Below are 17,057 nucleotides of genomic sequence, written 5' to 3'. Positions count from 1 at the left end.
TGGAGAAGCTGTAGGACAAGTCGCTGAATCTTGTCCTCTACTGCTGGTTTGTCTCAGGCCACGCTGGAAATATCTTTCGGCAACCGCAGATCAATAATCCGATACAGCGCGCTGCTTTCGGGCCAGTTGCGCATGAATCGCGCACGGTCACGGGCATAGGCCGGCGCGAAACTGCCGACAGATCCATGCTGGCACATCGAGTCCAGATCGATCAGCGCCCAGCGATCCTGCTGCCAGAACAGATTATGTCCCTTGAAGTCGCCATGGCTGATCCGCTCGTCAATCAATCTGGCGAACAACTGATCCAGCGCCTGCAACTCCGCTTCCGGCGCTTCACCACTTTCAACGTACGGCGCAAAGCGCTCGATGATATCCGGCCCCGGCAGGAACTCGGTCACCAGATACGCACGGCTGCGCAGCCACAAAAAGCGCTTTTCCAGCACCGCCAGCGGTTTGGGTGTGGCGATGCCGAGAAACGCCAGGCGATTGCCTTCGCGCCACGAATGCCAGGCCCGACTTGGCCGCCAGAAACGCTTGAGCCAATGCGCAAAGCCCTTGATGTTGTAGCGCTTGATCACCAGCGTGCGCGCACCGGCCTGAACCTTGCCAACGCTCGCCGCACCACCGGTCTTGTACAGGTGACCCTGATCAAGCAACGCATCGGCCTGCTCCAGCACCGGCAGCATGGCTGACTCTTCTTCGCGGCGGATCGCGCGCAGAGCGAACGCTCCACGCTGCACACTGAACAGCGTGCACTCGCGACCGACCTTGATCAGGAAGTCTTTCAAACGCCAGCGCCGCACTTTGTCGATCTGTTTCTGCAAGGCCTCCAGCGGCAACGCATGCTCGCTGTTGCTCAACAGGTAATACACCAGCAGCTCTTCAGTGAACGGTTCCAACGCCTTGGGTAACTGGGCGAAAAACACCCCGAGATTTTCCAGGACTTTTTGTCGCGACAACGGTTGGCCGGCGGTTTCTGCGCAAATCCCGGCACCGTCAATCAAGTACAACTGGCCGCCGTGGCGCAACAGATTGTCCAAGTGCAGGTCTTCCTGCCAAAGCCCTTTGCCGTGCAATTGGCCGATAGCGCCCAGCGCCTCAGCCAGCACCGCCGATTGCTCATCGGCCAACACCGGCAGCGACTCGACTTTCGCCCAGGCATCGCCAAGGCTTTCGGCACCCTCAAGGAAATCGAACAGCAACCAGCCACCTTCGCCATTTTGCAAACCATCGGCCAGGAGCAGCGGCGTGGTCAGGCCTTGCGCAGCCAGCAAGCGCACGCCTTCCAGCTCGCGCTGAAAATGCCGGGCAGCTTTGCCGCCGACCAGCAATTTGGCCAGCACCGGACGCCCGCGCCAGACACCGGCGCCAACGTAACGCTGTCCCGGCAACACCCGCAGCAGGCTCAGCAATTGCAGATCAGCACTGCCGGCGGCATCGGCCAGCGTCACCGTCAGTGGCAATTGCGGGGCTCGTCCGGCACCGGCCAGCTCGGACAATTGCATCAGCGGGTCTCCTTGTGGCTGCGACGCGCGGTCAGCCGGGCCAGCCAACTGTCCAGCAGCGCGCTGTCAGTGGGCTGATCGAGATAAGCCGCGAGCAATTCACGCAGTTGCGCCTCGTTCCATTCCGGTGCGCGACGTTGCAGCGGTTCCAGATCCTTGATCCGGTCGCGCATACCAAACAACAACGGCCGGGTCTTTTCCAGGTCGATCAATTGCGCCTGATACCCGTCACCGGTGGCTCGCAGAAAAATATGTTTGGGATAGAAGCAGCCGTGCACCTGACGCACGCCGTGCAGATGCCGCGCGAGCAATCCGCAAGCCTTGAGAATGGCTGAATGCTGCGCGGTACTGAGCTGCGCCCAACGCTGCAACAGCGATTCCAGATCACTCCAGCCATCGAGTGCCCGAGTCAGCAGGATGGCACGGACTTCGCCGTTGACCTTACGCTCACCGAAAAACGCCGCTTGCAGCGCCGGGATACCGAGCTTGCGATAGCGACTGATATTGCGAAACTCGCGGGCAAAGCTTGGCTCGCCGAAAGGCGCATGCAAGGTCCGCGTCAGGTAGTTGCTCTGGCGCTTGAGGTAATAACCTTGCCCTTCAAGATCCAGACGGAAGACGCTGCTCCAACCGCCACGGGCGGTATTGGGTTCGTCCACGGCCTCAAGCTGCTTCGCCCAAAGCGCGTCAAAAGTGCCAAGACCATGGCGCTCAAGCAGTGCGCGGTCTTCAGCGGCGAGAAAATCAGTCATTCGCGTCCCTCGAAAAATCTCACCACGTGCCGAATCCGTTTCTTGTCGGCGCTATCAAGCCGATCGCACTGGCGGTATTGCTTATAGAAGCGCAGGCGTTGGGTATTGGACAGGTGGTATTTGGCGAGTTTATCGAGACAGGCCAGATCCTTGGTGATCCGATACTTGAGCCAGAAGCCGCGCCAGAACTCGCCGTTAGGGCAATCGATCAGAAATATCCGCGCCTGATCATCGATCAACAGGTTGCGCCATTTCAGATCGTTATGGGTAAATCGGTGATCATGCATCGTCCGGGTATAGCCGGCCAATTGCCGACTGACACCGTCGACCCAGGCGCGATCCTTGAGTTTCGGATCCTTGCGCTCGGCGAGCGCCGAAAGGTCTTCGGTGTCGGGCAGTTCACGGGTGATCATGGCGCCACGATCATACGCCGCGCCACGTCGCTCCAGCCCCCAGGCCACCACTTCAGCGGTGGGAATGCCCCACTTGGCGAAGCGCTTGAGGTTCTGCCATTCCATCTTCACCCGCGGCTTGCCGAGGTAACGGCGCAAGCCTTTACCGGCGCCGACATAGCGTTTGACGTAATAATTGACGCCGTTGCGCTGCACGCGAATCACTTCCGACAGCGGATCACGGGTCAGGCGTTCGCCCTGCAACGCAAATACCGCTTCGAGACTGCCGAAGTCTTCGGCGAGCTCGCTGTATTGCGGCTCGAGAGTCCAACCCGCCATCAGAGCGCATCCCCGTAACGCTGTTTACGCGCGTAGAGTTTGTTGGCCTTGCCTTCCAGCCAGCTCAGCAACGGCGCTTCTTCAGCCAGGATCTGGCGCAGCGGTTGCTGGAAATAGCCTTTGAGGAAACGCAGTTTGTCGCGGCGGGTCAGGCCGATGTCCAGCGCGGAAAAGTACAACGCGGCCAGATCTTTATTGCGCCAGCGCTGCGTGATTTTCGTGCGGGTCTGGGCACGGTGCAGGTCGATCACTGAGAGTTTGAAGTCGTCTGGCGTCACCGGTTTATCGGTGTGCAGCAGGAAGTGGCAGATATAGCAGTCACGATGGTTGACGCCAGCGCGGTGCATCATGCCGGTCATGTGTGCGACTTCGGCGATCAGCGCGCGCTTGAGTTTCGGCTCGGGCGGCTGCTTGACCCAATCGATGCTGAAGTCTTCGAGGCTGATGGTCGGCGCCAGTTCTTCGGTGACGATAAACGAGTGCTGATCTGCCGGGTTACTGCCCTTCTCGCCGTAAGCCACGGCAGTCATGGTCGGCACGCCGACTTCCTGCAGACGCTGAATGGCTTGCCACTCCTGGCCCGCGCCGAGAACCGGCAGCTTGGCGGTCAGCAGATTCTTGAAGATCTCGCCCCAGCCGATACCTCGGTGGATCTTGACGAAAAATCCGTTGCCGTCGACTTCCGTGCGCAGCGTCCGGCGTGCTTCCAGCTCGCGGTATACCTCGCCCTGCAAGCCTTCGACTTCAGCGAACGGGTCGCGGCCGGCCCACAGGCTTTTGAACGGTTCAGCCAGCATCAACTTCATTAAGCGTGCTCCGCCAGAATCACATCGGCCGCGTGCTGCGGCATGCTGTAGAGGTCGGCCGTCTCGGCGAAGGCCAGACCATTGCGGCTCCAGGCCGCGCGTGCAGCGTCGTCATGCAACATTTCAGTCAAGTATTGCGTCAGTTGCGCCTGATCGAACGGTTCGTCCAGCACTCGCCCGGCATCCGCCTCGGCAATGTAATGGGCGTAACCGCAGACCGCGCTGACCAGCACCGGCAAACCGGCGACCAACGCTTCAAGCAGCACAGTACCGGTGTTTTCGTTGTAGGCCGGGTGGATCAACAGATCGGCGCCGAGCAGGAAACGCGGGATATCGCTGCGCCCCTTGAGGAACGTCACGTTATCGCCCAGACCCAAAGTTGCGCTCTGCATCTGGAATAATTTGGGGTCATCCTGGCCGATTACAAACAGCCGGGTGCGTTTCTTCAGTTCGGCAGGCAATGCAGCCAGCGCTTTCAGGCTGCGATCGACGCCTTTGGTCTTGAAGCCGGAGCCGATCTGCACCAGCAGCAGTTCGTCGTCCTTGAGATTGAATTCAGCGCGGAAACCGGCGCGAATTTCAGCGGCATCCGCCGGGCGGCGACGATCCTGGGCGATGCCTGGCGGCAGCAGATGGAAACGCTCAAGTGGCGTGTCGTAATGCTTGATGAACAGCGGCTGCTGCACTTCGGAAATCATCAGCACTTCGGTCTTCGCATCCTTGGCGAACACTGCGCGCTCGTACTCGGCAAAGTGGCGATAACGGCCCCAGCGGCGGTACAGCGAATTGCGCAAGTTCTGCGCCTTGTCTTCGAAGCAGCCATCGGCGGCGTAGTAGACGTCCAGCCCCGGCATCTTGTTGAACCCGATCAGGCGATCGACCGGGCGCTTGGCCAGGTCCGCTGCCATCCACGCGCTGAGTTTTTCGTTGCGACGATGGTTGAAGAACGCCTTGACCGGCGCCACCAGCACCTCAAAACCGGGCGGCACGTCGCCTTCCCAGATCAGCGTGTAGACGCGAATCTGGTGACCGCGCTTCTGGCATTCAAGGGCGATGCGCATGAAGTCGCGCTGCAAGCCACCGAACGGGAAATATTTGTACAGGACGAATGCCAATTGCATCAGCGCAGCTCCTCAGCCATTAACAACGTGCTCAGTCGGCTGGCGACACGCTCGGGGTTCAGACGCGTGAAGCACAGCGGCTGTTCACGCTTCAGGTCAAACTGACGGGCATCCTGCGCGGTCGGTTGATAGGTACATTTCTTTTGCAGGCATGGCGCGCATGGGAAGTCGCTGGCCAGGTGAATCTGCAACTTGCCGTAGGCGCCGGTCAGGCCCGGGTTGGTCGGGCCGAACAGCGAGATGGTCGGCACGTCCAGCGCGGCGGCCAAGTGGCCGAGACCGGTATCCACCGCGACGCAGGCTTGCGCACCAGCGAGGACTTTGCCGACGCCGGCCAGATTGAGCTTCGGCAGCACTTCGGCGTGTTTGAAACCGGCGGCGATGCGTTCGGCGCGGGCCTTTTCCTGTGGGTTGCCCCACGGCAGTTTGACGCCGACGCCGAGGTAGCCGACGCGTTCAGTCAGTTCGCGCCAGTAACTTTCCGGCCAGTGTTTGGTGTCCCAAGTAGTGCCATGCAGGAAGACCACAAAGGCGTTTTTGCGCGGCAGCTCGACCAGACGCTCGACGTTGAGGCCGTAATCGCCCAAGCCTTTCGGCAAGTCGTAGCCGAGAGCGATGGCGAACAGTTGGCGCACTCGCTCGACGGCGTGCTGACCGCGGGCCACAGCCAGTTTGCGGTCATAGAAACGCGAAGCCATCGGCTCTCGCGCCGAACCTTTATCGAGGCCGGCTACCGGCGCTTTGACGTAGCGGGTCAGCCAGGCGCTTTTCAGCAGGCCTTGAGCGTCGATCACCAAGTCGTATTTATTGGCGCGCACACTTTGTTTGAAGCGTTTCCACTCGCCGCTGGTGATGGTTTTCCAGAGGTTTTTGCGCCAGCGACGGATCGCCACCGGAATCACTTTGCCAACGGCCGGGTGCCAGGTCGGGATCTCGGCGAAACCTTCTTCCACTACCCAGTCGAACTTGATTCCGGGAATGGCCCGGGCGGCGTCGGTCAGCGCCGGCAACGCATGAATCACGTCACCCAGCGATGAAGTCTTGATCAGCAGTACCCGCAACTTAATGAACCTCGACCACAGAGCCCTGCAACTTCTGCAAGGCATCGTTGACCGCATCCGGCATCAGCTGGCGCAGGCAGTTGTAATGACCGAAACGGCAGGTGCGGTCGAAGCAGGGGCTGCAATCGAGGCCCAGACGAACCACTTCGACATGCTCGGCCAGCGGCGGGGTAAAACCCGGCGAAGTCGAACCGTAGACCGCCACCAGTGGACGGTTCAGCGCAGCGGCAACGTGCATCAGGCCGGAGTCGTTGGAGACCACCGCGTCGGCGCAGGACATCAGGTCGATGGCCTCGGCCAGCGAAGTGCCGCCGCTGAGGTTGACCGATTCTTCACGCAGGCCAGGAATCAGTCGAGCGCGGATATCTTCACCGACCGCATGATCGTTCTTCGAACCGAACAGCCACACCTGCCAGCCTTCACGAATGCGCGCTTCGGCGACTTTGGCGTAGTGCTCGGACGGCCAGCGCTTGGACTCGCCAAACTCGGCGCCAGGGCACAGGGCCAACACCGGGCGGTCGAGGGTCAGGCCGAACTTGGCCAACGCTGCTTCGCGAGTGACCGGGTCGATTTGCAGGCTTGGGCGCGGATAAGGCTTCGGCAGCTCGGCGTTCGGCTCATAGGCCAAAGCCATGAACCGCTCGATCATCAACGGATAGCGTTGTTTGTCGAGGGTGCGCACATCGTTGAGCAGGCCGTAGCGGAATTCGCCGCGCCAGCCGGTGCGTTTCGGAATGCCGGCGAAAAACGGCACCAGCGCCGACTTCAGCGAGTTGGGCAGCAGGATCGCCTGATCGTACTGACCACGCAGGGATTTGCCGATGCGCCGACGCGTCGCCAATTCCAGCGCGCCGTGGCCGAGCGGGAAGCTCAAGGCCTTGCGCACTTCGGGCATGCGTTCAAGGATCGGCCGGCTCCACTCAGGGGCCAGGACGTCGATTTCGCATTGCGGGTGGCGCTGCTTGAGACACTGAAAGAGTGTCTGCGCCATCACCATGTCACCGACCCAACTGGGCCCAACGATCAGAATATTCATGTGGTTTCCAAAAACGAACCGGGGAGGCATTTACGCCTCCCCGCCTCGAGAATCACTGAGGGAGCGGCACTGCTTGCGATGGGTCATTACCTTCAACATGACTGTCGACTGTCACTCCGCTATCGCGAGCAGGCTCGCTCCCACATGGTTTTGCCTCTGTTCACACATCTGCGACTCACCGCAGATCACTGTGGGAGCGAGCCTGCTCGCGAAGGGGCCAGCACATTCAACATCCATGCTGGCCGACCGACCGCCTTCGCGAGCAGGCTCGCTCCCACCTCTTGAATCTCATTGCCTTCATTGGCTTGTTTCAGCTTAGCCCCATCTCTTTCCATATCCGTAAAACCTGCCGGCGTTCGTCGGCAAACTGGTCACCCGGTATCACCCCGGCGTCCTTCTGCAACGCCTGCCGGTGAGCGGCGGAGCGGTAGGCTTTATAGGCCTCGCGCAGCAAACTGGCATCTTCGGCAGGCATCAGCCCTTCGTGTTCCAGCTCTTCCAGAATGCGGATGTTATCGGTCCAGCGCAGCAATGGCGGGTGGCTTTGCGACCACGCCAGAGCCGCGTATTGCACCATAAATTCAATATCGACGATACCTCCGGCGTCCTGCTTGAGGTCGAAGGGCGCTGTGGCGTCGAAGGCATTTGCCGCCGTGCCGGCTGCGGTGCTCTTGGTGCCGAGGTTATCGCGCATCTTCGCGCGCATCTCACTGACTTCTTGTTGCAACTTGGCCAGATCGCGCGCCTTGCCCAAGACCTGCGCGCGGACTTTCTCGAACGCCTGACCGACATCCTGACTGCCGACCAGCACCCGCGCCCGCACCAACGCCTGATGCTCCCACGTCCAGGCTTCATTTTCTTGATAGCGCGCAAATGCCCCCAGCGAACTGACCAACAGCCCCGAAGCACCGGATGGCCGCAGACGCATGTCCACTTCATAGAGCTGACCGGAGTTGGTCTGCGCCGTCAGCAAGTGAATGATTCGCTGCCCCAAGCGCGTGAAGAACTGCGCGCCATCAATCGACTTCGGCCCGTCGGTTTCCGCCTGCGGATCGCCGTCGTGGATAAACACCAGGTCCAGATCCGAACCATGCCCCAGTTCCAGGCCGCCGACTTTGCCATAACCAACAATGATGAAGCCGGGATCGCACAAGGTGCCGTCGGTGCGCAGCGGTGTGCCGTACTTGGCCACCGTCTGGCGCCAGGCCAGGGCCAGCACTTGCTCGAGAATCGCCTCGGCCAGCCAAGTCAGGTAATCGCTGACTTTCATCAGCGGCAGGCTGCCGGCGATTTCCGACGCCGCCACGCGCAAGCGGTGCGCCAATTTGAAATGGCGCAAGGCTTCCATTTGTTGTTCGAGGTCGTCTTCGGGAATCCGCGTCAGGCGCTCGCGCAGTTCAGCCGCCAGTTCCGGCGCCAAGGGCGGCTTGAACAGTCGGCCTTCGTTTAACAGTTCATCGAGCAGCAACGGGAAGCGCGTGATCTGCTCTGCGATCCACGGGCTCGCCGCGCACAGCGTCAGCAAGCGTCGCAGTGCACCGGGGTTTTCCGTCAGCAAGACCAGATAAGCCGAGCGCCGAGCGACCGCTTCGACCAGCGGCAACACCCGCTCAAGCACCAGATCCGGATTGGCGTGTTCCACAGCCTGTGCGAGCAGACGCGGAATAAAGGCATCCAGACGCTCACGCCCCAACCGCTGCATCGCGCGCAATTGCGGGCTGCTGCGCAATCCGGCCAACGCTTTCAGGGCTTTGCTCGCGTCAGCAAAACCGCCCTCTTCCAACTGCCGGCACGCGGCCTCCTCGTCCTGCGCCTCTTCCCACAGCGGCAGCCATTCACCGCCGACCACCACTTCGCTTTCGGCGCCCTCATCTTCATCGGGATCGGCAATCACCTGGGCGAAGTGCCAAGCGACGCGACCGCGCCAGAACATCAGTTTTTCATGGAAAGAATCCCAATCGGCAAAGCCGAGCATGAAGGCAATGCGCGCTTGATCCTGCGCGCCATCCGGCAGCATCTGGGTCTGGCGGTCGGCAATCGCCTGAATCGCGTGTTCGGTGTAACGCAGAAATTCGTAACCCTCGCGCAACTCGCTGATCACCGCCGGCGGTAGATAACCCTGCCCCTCCAGCGTGCTCAACACCTTTAATAGAGGACGCTGCTGCAAGCTCAAGTCGCGACCACCGTGGATCAACTGAAAGGCCTGAGCAATAAATTCGACCTCGCGGATACCGCCGGAGCCGAGTTTGATGTTGTCGGCCATGCCCTTGCGCCGCACTTCCTGCTGGATCAGTTGCTTCATGGTGCGCAGCGCTTCGATCGCCGAGAAGTCCAGGTAACGGCGGTAAACGAACGGCCGCAGCATGTCGAGCAACTGCGCACCCGCCACCTGATCGCCTGCCACCACCCGCGCCTTGATCATCGCGTAGCGTTCCCAGTCCCGGCCCTGATCCTGGTAATACTGCTCCAGCGCATTGAAGCTCAGCACCAGCGCGCCGGACGAACCGTAAGGGCGCAGGCGCATGTCGACACGGAACACAAATCCGTCGACGGTCATCGGATCCAGCGCCTTGATCAAGCGCTGGCCGAGACGAATGAAGAATTCCTGATTATCCAGCGAGCGCTTCACGCCCACCGTTTCGCCGCCCTCGGGGTAAGCGAAGATCAGATCGATGTCCGAAGACAGGTTCAACTCAACGGCGCCGAGCTTGCCCATGCCGAGGATGACCATTTGCTGCGGCTCACCGCTGCGGCGGCCGGTCGGCGTGCCGAACTGTTCGCAATGGCGGCTGTACAACCATTGATAAGCCTGGTCGATGGTGGCGTCGGCCATGTCCGAAAGATCCCGGCAGCTCTGTACCAGATCGGCCTGGCGGGTGAGATCGCGCCAGATGATCCGCACTTGATGACGGGCGCGTTGGCGGCGCAGGGCGCGACCGAGTTCATCTTCATTCTGGGCAGCGTTCACCGCAGCGGCAATCTGCGCACACAATTCACCCGGCGCGAAGGCCCGGTCGAGTTCGCCGGACTGCACCAGTGTGAGCAACATCAAAGGGTCACGAACGCTCTGTTCAATGACGAATTCGCTGGCGGCGGTGACGCGGGCGAATTGCGTCCAGCGCTCTGGCGTCCAGTTCGCCAGGCCGTGATCCTCTTCCAGCGCGGCGACGGCCGTACGGAACGACTGCTCCGATCGAGTGACCAACGGCAGGAGAATGGCGGGCAGTTCGGCAAGCACGGGCAGGGTCATGGTCTATCCTTGATCGGCGTGTAAATGGCCGCTTGTAGTGATTGGTGAAAAGCCGCTACCCGGAAGACTGTCGAACAAAAGTTAGAAATAGCTGAAATTTCTTTCTCGTTGGCAGCGAACATCAAAGTTTCACCTTTTTCGGATGGTAAAAGACCAACCTTAACGATTATTCTCACAACGCAGCCGGAGGCCACAAGCCATTCTTCTGTAGTTTTACTACTCGTCTATACATTCGAAAGGCTGAAATGCCGGAAGATTTGTAGTAAAACTACACGCCGCCGGAACAACCTATCGGCAATCCAAGAATTTTAAATCGTCTGCCCACAAGGCCAGTCGCAAACTCAGGCAACCGATTCTGGAAGCCTTTCCGCCCTGGAGCAAGCCATGCAAGACCTCGATCCCGTCGAAACCCAGGAATGGCTGGACGCCCTGGAATCGGTTCTCGACAAAGAAGGCGAAGACCGTGCTCACTATCTGATGACCCGTATGGGCGAACTCGCGACCCGCAGCGGCTCGCAGCTCCCTTACGCCATCACCACGCCTTACCGCAACACCATCCCGGTAACCCACGAAGCACGCATGCCTGGCGACCTGTTCATGGAACGCCGCATTCGCTCGCTGGTACGCTGGAACGCGATGGCCATGGTAATGCGTACGAACCTGAAAGATTCTGACCTGGGTGGTCACATCTCCAGCTTCGCTTCCAGTGCGACCCTGTATGACATCGGCTTCAACTACTTCTTCCAGGCCCCGACCGACGAACACGGTGGCGACCTGATCTACTTCCAGGGCCACACTTCGCCAGGCGTTTACGCCCGTGCGTTCATGGAAGGCCGCATCACCGAAGACCAGATGAACAACTTCCGCCAGGAAGTCGACGGTCAGGGCCTGTCGTCCTACCCGCACCCTTGGCTGATGCCTGACTTCTGGCAGTTCCCGACCGTATCGATGGGTCTGGGTCCAATTCAAGCGATCTACCAGGCACGCTTCATGAAGTACCTGGAACACCGCGGTTTCATCCAGCCGGGCAAACAGAAAGTCTGGTGCTTCCTGGGCGACGGCGAGTGCGACGAGCCGGAATCCCTGGGCGCGATCTCCCTGGCCGGCCGCGAGAAGCTGGACAACCTGATCTTCGTCATCAACTGCAACCTGCAGCGCCTCGACGGCCCGGTTCGCGGCAACGGCAAGATCATCCAGGAACTCGAAGGCGTGTTCCGTGGTGCTCAGTGGAACGTGACCAAAGTCATCTGGGGCCGTTTCTGGGATCCACTGCTGGCCAAAGACGTCGACGGCATCCTGCAACGTCGTATGGACGAAGTCATCGACGGCGAGTACCAGAACTACAAAGCCAAAGACGGCGCGTTCGTCCGTGAACACTTCTTCAACACGCCAGAACTCAAGGCGATGGTTGCTGATCTGTCCGACGACGAGATCTGGAAACTCAACCGTGGCGGCCATGACCCGTACAAGGTCTATGCGGCGTACCACGAAGCGGTCAACCACAAAGAACAACCAACCGTCATCCTCGCCAAGACCATCAAGGGTTATGGCACCGGTGCCGGCGAAGCGAAAAACACTGCGCACAACACCAAGAAAGTCGACGTCGACAGCCTGAAGTTGTTCCGCGATCGTTTCGACATCCCGGTCAAGGACGAAGAGTTGGAGAACCTGCCGTTCTTCAAACCAGAGCCAAACAGCGCCGAAGCCCGCTACCTCAGCGAGCGTCGCACTGCACTGGGCGGTTTCGTCCCTCAGCGCCGCGCGCAAAGCTTCAGCGTGCCGACTCCGGACCTGGACACCCTCAAGGCCATCCTTGACGGCTCTGGCGACCGTGAAATTTCCACCACCATGGCTTTCGTGCGAATCCTCGCGCAACTGGTCAAGGACAAGGAAATCGGCCCGCGCATCGTCCCGATCATCCCGGACGAAGCCCGTACCTTCGGTATGGAAGGCATGTTCCGTCAGCTCGGCATCTACTCGTCCGTCGGCCAGCTCTACGAGCCAGTCGATAAAGACCAGGTGATGTTCTACAAGGAAGACCAGAAAGGTCAGATCCTTGAAGAAGGCATCAACGAAGCAGGCGCCATGAGTTCGTTCATCGCTGCCGGTACTTCGTACTCCAGCCACAACCAGCCGATGCTGCCGTTCTACATCTTCTACTCGATGTTCGGCTTCCAGCGTATTGGCGACCTGGCCTGGGCTGCCGGCGACAGCCGTACCCGTGGTTTCCTGATCGGCGGCACCGCCGGCCGTACCACCCTGAACGGTGAAGGTCTGCAACACGAAGACGGCCACAGCCACCTGCTGGCCGCGACCATCCCGAACTGCCGCACCTACGATCCAACCTACGGCTACGAGCTGGCGGTGATCATTCAGGACGGCATGAAGAAGATGACCGAAGAGCAACAGGACATCTTCTACTACATCACCGTGATGAACGAGTCGTACCAGCAGCCAGCCATGCCGGCCGGTGCCGAAGAAGGCATCAAGAAAGGCATGTACCTGCTCGAAGAAGACACCCGCGATGCGGCGCACCACGTACAGCTGATGGGTTCCGGCACCATCCTGCGTGAAGTCCGTGAAGCGGCGAAGATCCTGCGTGAAGAGTTCAACGTTGGCGCCGACGTCTGGAGCGTTACCAGCTTCAACGAACTGCGTCGCGACGGCCTCGCTGTCGAGCGCAGCAACCGTCTGAAGCCTGGCCAGAAGCCTAAGCTGAGCTACGTCGAAGAGTGCCTGAACGGCCGTAAAGGTCCGGTCATCGCGTCTACCGACTACATGAAGCTGTTCGCCGAGCAGATCCGTCAGTGGGTACCGTCCAAGGAATTCAAAGTCCTGGGCACCGACGGTTTCGGCCGCAGCGACAGCCGCAAGAAACTGCGTCATTTCTTCGAAGTCGACCGTCATTTCGTGGTGTTGGCAGCCCTGGAAGCACTGGCTGACCGTGGTGATATCGAACCTAAAGTCGTGGCTGAGGCCATCGTCAAGTTCGGCATCGACCCGGAAAAACGCAACCCACTGGACTGCTGAGGAGACATTTTGTGAGCGAACTCATTCGCGTACCTGACATCGGCAGCGGTGAAGGTGAAGTAATTGAACTGTTTGTGAAGGTCGGCGACCGTATCGAAGCCGACCAGAGCATCCTGACCCTGGAATCGGACAAGGCCAGCATGGAAGTGCCGGCCCCGAAAGCCGGCGTCATCAAGAGCCTGAAAGTGAAGCTGGGCGACCGTCTGAAAGAAGGCGACGAACTGCTTGAGCTGGAAGTCGAGGGCGCCGCTGAAGCGGCCCCTGCTCCTGCCGCTGCGCCGGCTGCAAAAGCGGAGGCCAAACCGGCTGCCGCGCCTGCTGCCGCTGCACCAGCCGCTGCCCCTGCTGCCGCTTCGGTTCAGCAAGTGCACGTGCCGGACATCGGCTCTTCGGGCAAGGCACAGATCATCGAGATCCAGGTCAAGGTCGGCGACACCGTCGAAGCTGATCAATCTTTGATCACTCTGGAATCCGACAAGGCGAGCATGGAAATCCCGTCGCCTGCCGCTGGCGTGGTTAAAGCCATCAGCGTCAAGCTCAACGACGAAGTCGGCACTGGCGACCTGATTCTGGATCTGGAAGTGGCGGGTGCTGCGGCCCCTGCGGCTGCCGCTCCGGCCCAGGCTGCTGCACCGGCCGCTGCCGCTGCGCCTGCTCCGGCAGCCGCGCCAGCAGCACCGGTGGCTGACAGCGTTCAGGACATCCACGTTCCGGACATCGGCTCGGCTGGCAAAGCCAAGATCATCGAAGTGTTGGTCAAGGCTGGCGACAGCGTTGAAGCCGACCAGTCGCTGATCACCCTGGAATCCGACAAAGCGAGCATGGAAATCCCATCGCCTGCCGCTGGCGTGGTGGAAAGCGTTTCCATCAAGCTAGATGACGAAGTCGGTACCGGCGACCTGATTCTGAAGCTGAAAGTCAAAGGCGCAGCGCCTGCTGCTGCCCCGGCTCCAGCTGCCGCCGCTGCTGCTCCGAGCGCTCCGGCACCTGCCGCTGCTGCTCCGGCTGCCGCTGCACCTGCTGCAGCTCCAGCCGCCGCACCGGCCAAGCCGGGTGCCAAAGTTCACGCCGGCCCTGCCGTGCGTCAACTGGCCCGTGAGTTCGGCGTTGAGCTGAACGCTGTCGGCGCCAGCGGCCCGCACGGTCGTATCTTGAAAGAAGACGTGCAGGTTTACGTCAAAGCGATGATGCAGAAGGCCAAGGAAGCACCGGCCGCTGCAGCGGGCGCAACCGGTGGCGCGGGCATCCCGCCGATTCCGGTCGTCGACTTCAGCCGTTTCGGCGAAATCGAAGAAGTGCCGATGACTCGCCTGATGCAGATCGGCGCGTCGAGCCTGCACCGCAGCTGGCTGAACATCCCGCACGTGACTCAGTTCGATTCGGCTGATATCACCGAGCTGGAAGCGTTCCGCGTGGCGCAGAAAGCCGTTGCAGAGAAGGCTGGCGTCAAGCTGACCATCCTGCCGCTGCTGCTCAAGTCGTGCGCGCACATGCTCAAGGAGCTGCCGGACTTCAACAGTTCGCTGGCGCCAAGCGGCAAAGCGATCATCCGCAAGAAATACGTGAACATCGGCTTCGCCGTCGACACCCCGGATGGCCTGCTGGTACCGGTGATCAAGAACGTCGACCAGAAGAGCCTGTTGCAACTGGCAGCCGAAGCCGCTGCGCTGGCCGCCAAAGCCCGCGACAAGAAGCTCACCGCTGACGACATGCAGGGCGCCTGCTTCACCATTTCCAGTCTTGGCCACATTGGCGGCACCGGCTTCACGCCGATCGTCAACGCGCCGGAAGTGGCGATCCTCGGTGTTTCCAAGGCAACCATCCAGCCAGTCTGGGACGGCAAAGCCTTCCAGCCGAAACTGATGCTGCCGCTGTCGTTGTCCTACGATCACCGTGTGATCAACGGCGCCGCTGCCGCACGCTTCACCCAGCGTCTGGGCAGCCTGCTGGCGGACATCCGCACGATCCTGCTGTAACTCGATCGGCCCTCCGGCAACGGAGGGCCGATTGCTGCACCCTTTCGAGCGCCACACGCTCGTACCTCAACCCCGTCAGTTTGGCGGGGCTTTTTTTTGCCTGAAGAAACACCTCCCTCGTCTTTTTCCCACACGTCGCGCTGACATCGGCCACAACTCCGGTCGACTTGGCACCGATCTTTTTTATTCGATACGCAACTAACCTAGGCGCAACCAATTCAACTAAGAAAACTTAGTGAAATCCTGTTAACCCAAGTTAATTCGAATGGATTCGACATGTTAAAACCAACTATCGGCCCAATTACCGGCCACGTTACAACTGTTCATGCGCGCATCTTCATGCGTGGCGATCGTCAGAACAACTCGCCGGTATTTGCCGGGATTCGTTATCGCGCTTCAAGCACACAACATTGGTCCAAAGGTAACTTTGCGCCACTGAGTGAATTACGCGAAATGTCACATGTGTTCGCCCTCAACAACTTGAGTGCCGACACCGAATATGAATATCAGACCGGCTGGTTCAGCCCGATGAATCCGGTACATACGCCAGACAGCGTTGCCGAGTTGCCGTTGCAATGGCCACGGGAAATCTATCGCCTGCGCACCCGCTCCAGCAAAGCCCTGCAACCCAGAGCCTACATCGTCGGCTCCTGCCGCTACTTGCGCATGACTGCTGGCATTGCCTCCCTGCCGCAACTGGGTGACCGGATCTTTGCATCCATCAATCAGCTCATCGAGGGCATACAACCCCCGATCAGCGCGGTATTGATGACCGGCGATCAAATTTATGTGGACGACTTGAACCTGGTCGCACCGGATCGCGAATACAAAGACATCCTCAACAAGTACCGCGCCGCGTTTTCCCAACCAAACATTCAACGGTTGATGTCTGGCACGTCGACTTACATGATTCTCGATGATCACGAAATCGAAGATAACTGGCCTGCCAATGCCAGCAAGTCCGACGGCGACTTGTACCGTAACGCAATGGCTGCCTATGAGTTGTATCAGGCCAGTCATAGCCCGGTACATCCGCTGACAACTAACGGTGAAATAGATCACTCGACACTTGAGCACTACTGGTATCAATTCAGCGACGGCGATATCGAATGGTTTGTCACCGATAGTCGCACCCGCCGCAACTTGTCAGCCGATGACCGACGCATCCTCGACGAGGCACAGGAACAGGCCCTGCTCAAATGGCTGAGCCACAGCACAGCGCGGGTCAAGTTCGTGGTCACCAGCGTGATGTTCTATCCCGATCGCAAACGCCACGGCGATGACGCCTGGAAAGCCTTTCCCGAGCAACGCCTGCGCCTGCTGGAAACCATCCGCACCCGGCGAATCAAGAATGTCGTGTTCATTTCCGGGGACGTGCATGGCTCGCTGGCGGCTCGTTTGACACACAGCGAAGACCCGGACTTCGAAATCCACACGGTGGTGTCCTCGCCGCTGTGCAACAGCAAACTGCTGCCATATGCCAAAGCGTCCACGTTCATCCTGGATCAGCCGCTGGTGCACACGGCGGCGGGCGATTATCGGCATGAACTGACCAGCACGGTGGTGAGTGAAGACAATTTCGCCCACTTGGTGGTCGAGGCTGATCAGATTATGGTCAATTACCATGATCGGGATGGAAAACGGCTGCAGTCGATCGCCATAAAGCTGCGCTAAGCCTTAAAGATCGCAGCCTTCGACATCTGCTACAGAGGGCGCATTCCCCTGTAGACACTGCCCAAGGCTGCGATCTTTTACTCTTTTCAACGACGTGCTGGAGAAATGCCCGACG

The 17,057-nt window shown here is 59.9% G+C and carries 11 protein-coding genes; 3 read left to right on the top strand and 8 right to left on the bottom strand.

What is annotated here, in order from left to right; genetic code table 11:
• Nucleotides 1-53: 53 nt before the first annotated feature.
• The 8 genes from J0G10_RS03435 to glnE form a co-directional block, all read right to left on the bottom strand.
• Nucleotides 54-1,505 carry a lipopolysaccharide kinase InaA family protein gene (locus tag J0G10_RS03435; protein WP_220557450.1) on the bottom strand — a complete coding sequence of 484 codons (1,452 nt, stop codon included), beginning with the start codon at nucleotides 1,503-1,505 and terminating at the stop codon, nucleotides 54-56.
• A complete protein-coding gene (locus J0G10_RS03430) occupies nucleotides 1,505-2,257 on the bottom strand; it encodes a lipopolysaccharide kinase InaA family protein (RefSeq protein ID WP_095125331.1) in 753 nt (250 codons plus the stop codon). The genes J0G10_RS03435 and J0G10_RS03430 overlap by 1 nt, the downstream gene beginning before the upstream one ends.
• Nucleotides 2,254-2,988: a lipopolysaccharide kinase InaA family protein gene (locus J0G10_RS03425; RefSeq protein ID WP_093430128.1), complete on the bottom strand. Its 735-nt coding sequence runs from the start codon at nucleotides 2,986-2,988 to the stop codon at nucleotides 2,254-2,256. Before J0G10_RS03425 ends, J0G10_RS03430 begins: the two co-directional genes overlap by 4 nt.
• A complete protein-coding gene (rfaP, locus tag J0G10_RS03420; protein WP_220557448.1) occupies nucleotides 2,988-3,794 on the bottom strand; it encodes a lipopolysaccharide core heptose(I) kinase RfaP in 807 nt (268 codons plus the stop codon). The genes J0G10_RS03425 and rfaP overlap by 1 nt, the downstream gene beginning before the upstream one ends.
• Complete coding sequence (locus J0G10_RS03415) at nucleotides 3,794-4,915, bottom strand: glycosyltransferase family 4 protein (protein WP_095047255.1); 1,122 nt, start codon at nucleotides 4,913-4,915, stop codon at nucleotides 3,794-3,796. Before J0G10_RS03415 ends, rfaP begins: the two co-directional genes overlap by 1 nt.
• The gene (waaC, locus tag J0G10_RS03410) at nucleotides 4,915-5,976 is read right to left on the bottom strand and encodes a lipopolysaccharide heptosyltransferase I (RefSeq protein WP_077570514.1); all 1,062 of its coding nucleotides are present in this window, start codon (nucleotides 5,974-5,976) and stop codon (nucleotides 4,915-4,917) included. Before waaC ends, J0G10_RS03415 begins: the two co-directional genes overlap by 1 nt.
• Nucleotide 5,977: 1 nt before the next feature.
• Nucleotides 5,978-7,012 carry a lipopolysaccharide heptosyltransferase II gene (gene waaF / locus J0G10_RS03405; protein WP_093430125.1) on the bottom strand — a complete coding sequence of 345 codons (1,035 nt, stop codon included), beginning with the start codon at nucleotides 7,010-7,012 and terminating at the stop codon, nucleotides 5,978-5,980.
• A 310-nt stretch (nucleotides 7,013-7,322) separates the two neighbouring features.
• The gene (gene glnE / locus J0G10_RS03400; RefSeq protein WP_220557446.1) at nucleotides 7,323-10,262 is read right to left on the bottom strand and encodes a bifunctional [glutamate--ammonia ligase]-adenylyl-L-tyrosine phosphorylase/[glutamate--ammonia-ligase] adenylyltransferase; all 2,940 of its coding nucleotides are present in this window, start codon (nucleotides 10,260-10,262) and stop codon (nucleotides 7,323-7,325) included.
• Nucleotides 10,263-10,646: 384 nt separating this feature from the next.
• On the opposite strand from glnE, the gene aceE reads away from it, so the two are divergent.
• The 3 genes from aceE (at nucleotide 10,647) to J0G10_RS03385 (ending at nucleotide 16,942) form a co-directional block, all read left to right on the top strand.
• A complete protein-coding gene (gene aceE / locus J0G10_RS03395) occupies nucleotides 10,647-13,292 on the top strand; it encodes a pyruvate dehydrogenase (acetyl-transferring), homodimeric type (RefSeq protein ID WP_007915682.1) in 2,646 nt (881 codons plus the stop codon).
• A gap of 11 nt (nucleotides 13,293-13,303) precedes the next feature.
• Nucleotides 13,304-15,268, top strand: coding sequence for a dihydrolipoyllysine-residue acetyltransferase (gene aceF, locus J0G10_RS03390; RefSeq protein ID WP_095125329.1), 1,965 nt, complete (start codon nucleotides 13,304-13,306; stop codon nucleotides 15,266-15,268).
• A 276-nt stretch (nucleotides 15,269-15,544) separates the two neighbouring features.
• Entirely contained in the window at nucleotides 15,545-16,942 is a 1,398-nt protein-coding gene (locus tag J0G10_RS03385) for an alkaline phosphatase D family protein (RefSeq protein WP_220557444.1), read from the top strand.
• Nucleotides 16,943-17,057 lie beyond the last annotated feature (115 nt).

The organism is Pseudomonas germanica (assembly GCF_019614655.1).
GTDB classification, from domain to species: Bacteria; Pseudomonadota; Gammaproteobacteria; order Pseudomonadales; family Pseudomonadaceae; genus Aquipseudomonas; species Aquipseudomonas neuropathica.
The sequence above is the reverse complement of the archived record's forward strand: the minus strand, read 5'-3'. Positions and strand labels throughout refer to the sequence as shown.

Bases quoted from the DNA above. Each gene is read 5' to 3' on its own strand.
- J0G10_RS03435 (WP_220557450.1), bottom strand. From the start codon at position 1,505: ATGCAATTGTCCGAGCTGGCCGGTGCCGGACGAGCCCCGCAATTGCCA.
- J0G10_RS03430 (WP_095125331.1), bottom strand. From the start codon at position 2,257: ATGACTGATTTTCTCGCCGCTGAAGACCGCGCACTGCTTGAGCGCCAT.
- J0G10_RS03425 (WP_093430128.1), bottom strand. From the start codon at position 2,988: ATGGCGGGTTGGACTCTCGAGCCGCAATACAGCGAGCTCGCCGAAGAC.
- rfaP (WP_220557448.1), bottom strand. From the start codon at position 3,794: ATGAAGTTGATGCTGGCTGAACCGTTCAAAAGCCTGTGGGCCGGCCGC.
- J0G10_RS03415 (WP_095047255.1), bottom strand. From the start codon at position 4,915: ATGCAATTGGCATTCGTCCTGTACAAATATTTCCCGTTCGGTGGCTTG.
- waaF (WP_093430125.1), bottom strand. From the start codon at position 7,012: ATGAATATTCTGATCGTTGGGCCCAGTTGGGTCGGTGACATGGTGATG.
- glnE (WP_220557446.1), bottom strand. From the start codon at position 10,262: ATGACCCTGCCCGTGCTTGCCGAACTGCCCGCCATTCTCCTGCCGTTG.
- aceE (WP_007915682.1), top strand. From the start codon at position 10,647: ATGCAAGACCTCGATCCCGTCGAAACCCAGGAATGGCTGGACGCCCTG.
- J0G10_RS03385 (WP_220557444.1), top strand. From the start codon at position 15,545: ATGTTAAAACCAACTATCGGCCCAATTACCGGCCACGTTACAACTGTT.